Genomic DNA, 2,322 nt, shown 5'->3' with positions numbered 1-2,322 from the left:
GCCTTGAGGAGGAGGGGCAGGTCGCCGGGGGTGGCGGAGGCCGGGTCGACGGGGTCGAGGAGCGGCACGCCGGCGGCGCGCATCAGTTCCTTGGCCCGGGTCTTGGAGGCCATGGCCTCGATGGCGTCGGGGGGCGGGCCGATCCATGTCAGCCCCGCGGCCAGGACGTCGCGGGCGAAGTCGGCGTTCTCGGAGAGGAAGCCATAGCCGGGGTGCACGGCGTCGGCGCCGGCGGCGAGGGCGGCCTTGATGATCAGGTCGCCGCGCAGGTAGGTGTCGGCGGGGGCGGCGCCGGGCAGGCGTACGGCAGCGTCGGCGTCGCGGACGTGCAGGGCGTCGGCGTCCGGGTCGGAGTGGACGGCGACGGTGGCCAGACCCAGGGCGCGGGCGGTACGGAAGATCCGGACGGCGATCTCACCGCGGTTGGCGACGAGGAGGGAGGTCAGGTTCGTCATGTGCGGGCTCACATCCGGAAGACGCCGAAGCCGCCACGGGCGCCCTCGACGGGGGCGTTGTGGACGGCCGACAGGCACAGGCCGAGGACGGTACGGGTGTCGCGCGGGTCGATGACCCCGTCGTCGTACAGCCGCCCGGACAGGAACATCGGCAGGGACTCGGACTCGATCTGCGCCTCGACGAAGGCGCGCATCCCGGCGTCGGCCTCCTCGTCGTACGGGAGTCCCTTGGCGGCGGCGGACTGGCGGGACACGATGGAGAGCACTCCGGCCAGCTGCTGGGGGCCCATGACGGCTGACTTGGCGCTGGGCCAGGCGAAGAGGAAGCGGGGCTCGTAGGCGCGGCCGCACATGCCGTAGTGGCCGGCGCCGTAGCTCGCGCCGATGAGGACGGAGAGGTGGGGGACGCGGGAGTTGGAGACCGCGTTGATCATCATCGATCCGTGCTTGATGATGCCGCCCTGCTCGTACTCCTTGCCGACCATGTAGCCGGTGGTGTTGTGGAGGAAGAGGAGGGGGATGTCGCGCTGGTTGGCGAGCTGGATGAACTGGGCGGCCTTCTGGGACTCGGCGCTGAACAGCACGCCCTGCGCGTTGGCGAGGATGCCGACCGGGTAGCCGTGCAGGGTGGCCCAGCCGGTGACGAGGCTCTGGCCGTAGAGGGGCTTGAACTCGTCGAAGTCGGAGGCGTCGACGATCCGGGCGATGACCTCGCGCGGATCGAAGGGGGTCTTGAGGTCGGGCGGGACGATACCGAGGAGTTCCTCGGGGTCGTGGAGGGGTTCCTCGGCCTTCGGCGGGTCCTGGTGCGGCTTGCGGTGGTTCAGGCGGGCCACGACGCGGCGGGCCTGGCGGATCGCGTCGTACTCGTCGAGGGCGTAGTGGTCGGCGAGTCCCGAGGTGCGGGCGTGCATGTCGGCGCCGCCGAGGGACTCGTCGTCGCTCTCCTCGCCGGTGGCCATCTTGACCAGGGGCGGACCGCCGAGGAACACCTTGGAACGATCTTTGATCATGATGGTGTGGTCGGACATTCCGGGGATGTACGCGCCTCCGGCGGTGGAGTTGCCGAAGACGACGGCGACGGTCGGGATGCCGTCGGCCGAGAGCCGGGTGAGGTCGCGGAATATCGCGCCGCCCGGGATGAAGATCTCCTTCTGGGAGGGCAGATCGGCGCCGCCGGACTCCACGAGGCTGATGCAGGGGAGGCGGTTCTGCCGGGCGATCTCGTTGGCGCGCAGCGCCTTCTTCAGCGTCCACGGGTTGGAGGCGCCGCCGCGGACGGTGGGGTCGTTGGCGGTGATCAGGCACTCGACGCCCTCGACGGTGCCGATGCCGGTGACCATGGAGGCGCCGACGGGGTGGTCGCTGCCCCAGGCGGCGAGCGGGGACAGTTCCAGGAACGGGGTGTCCGGGTCGAGGAGCAGCTCGACGCGCTCGCGTGCCAGGAGCTTGCCGCGGGCCCGGTGTCGGGCGGTGTACTTCTCGCCGCCGCCCTGCAGGGCCTTGGCGTGCTCGGCGTCGAGGGCGGCGAGGCGCTCCAGGGCGGCGGTACGGGCCTGCGCGTGATCGGGGGCGTTCGGGTCGACGGTGGTGCCGAGGCGGGTCATGGGGTGGCCTCCGGGGCCGGGAGGAGAGCGACGGGAATGTCGATGTGGCGGGCGCGGAGCCATTCGCCGAGGGCCTTGGCCTGGGGGTCGAAGCGGTGGCCGGAGGCGACGCCGTCGCCGAGGATGCCGGTGACGGTGAAGTTGAGGGCGCGGAGGTTCGGCAGTTCGTGCCGCTGCACGGCGAGGCCGCGGGTCTCGGGGAGCAGGGCCTGGAACCGGTCCACGGTCAGGGTGGCGCGGAGCCAGTCCCAGGCCGGGGC

3 protein-coding genes are annotated in these 2,322 nt (G+C 71.9%); all 3 read right to left on the bottom strand.

Going from position 1 to position 2,322, the window contains the following annotated elements; genetic code table 11:
- The coding region (locus ACWGIU_RS35925) for a biotin carboxylase N-terminal domain-containing protein (protein WP_453712285.1) at window positions 1-455 on the bottom strand (455 nt) is incomplete at its 3' end.
- 8 nt (window positions 456-463) lie between these two features.
- Window positions 464-2,062, bottom strand: coding sequence for an acyl-CoA carboxylase subunit beta (locus ACWGIU_RS35920; protein WP_453712284.1), 1,599 nt, complete (start codon window positions 2,060-2,062; stop codon window positions 464-466).
- Window positions 2,059-2,322 (bottom strand): AtuA-related protein (locus ACWGIU_RS35915; RefSeq protein ID WP_453712283.1); only part of this gene is annotated, 264 nt, incomplete at its 5' end. The genes ACWGIU_RS35920 and ACWGIU_RS35915, both read right to left, overlap by 4 nt.

Source organism: Streptomyces sp. NPDC054840, from assembly GCF_053611065.1.
Note: the sequence above shows the minus strand (reverse complement) of the source record. Positions and strands in the feature narration are given on the sequence as shown.

Bases quoted from the DNA above. Each gene is read 5' to 3' on its own strand.
- ACWGIU_RS35920 (WP_453712284.1), bottom strand. From the start codon at position 2,062: ATGACCCGCCTCGGCACCACCGTCGACCCGAACGCCCCCGATCACGCG.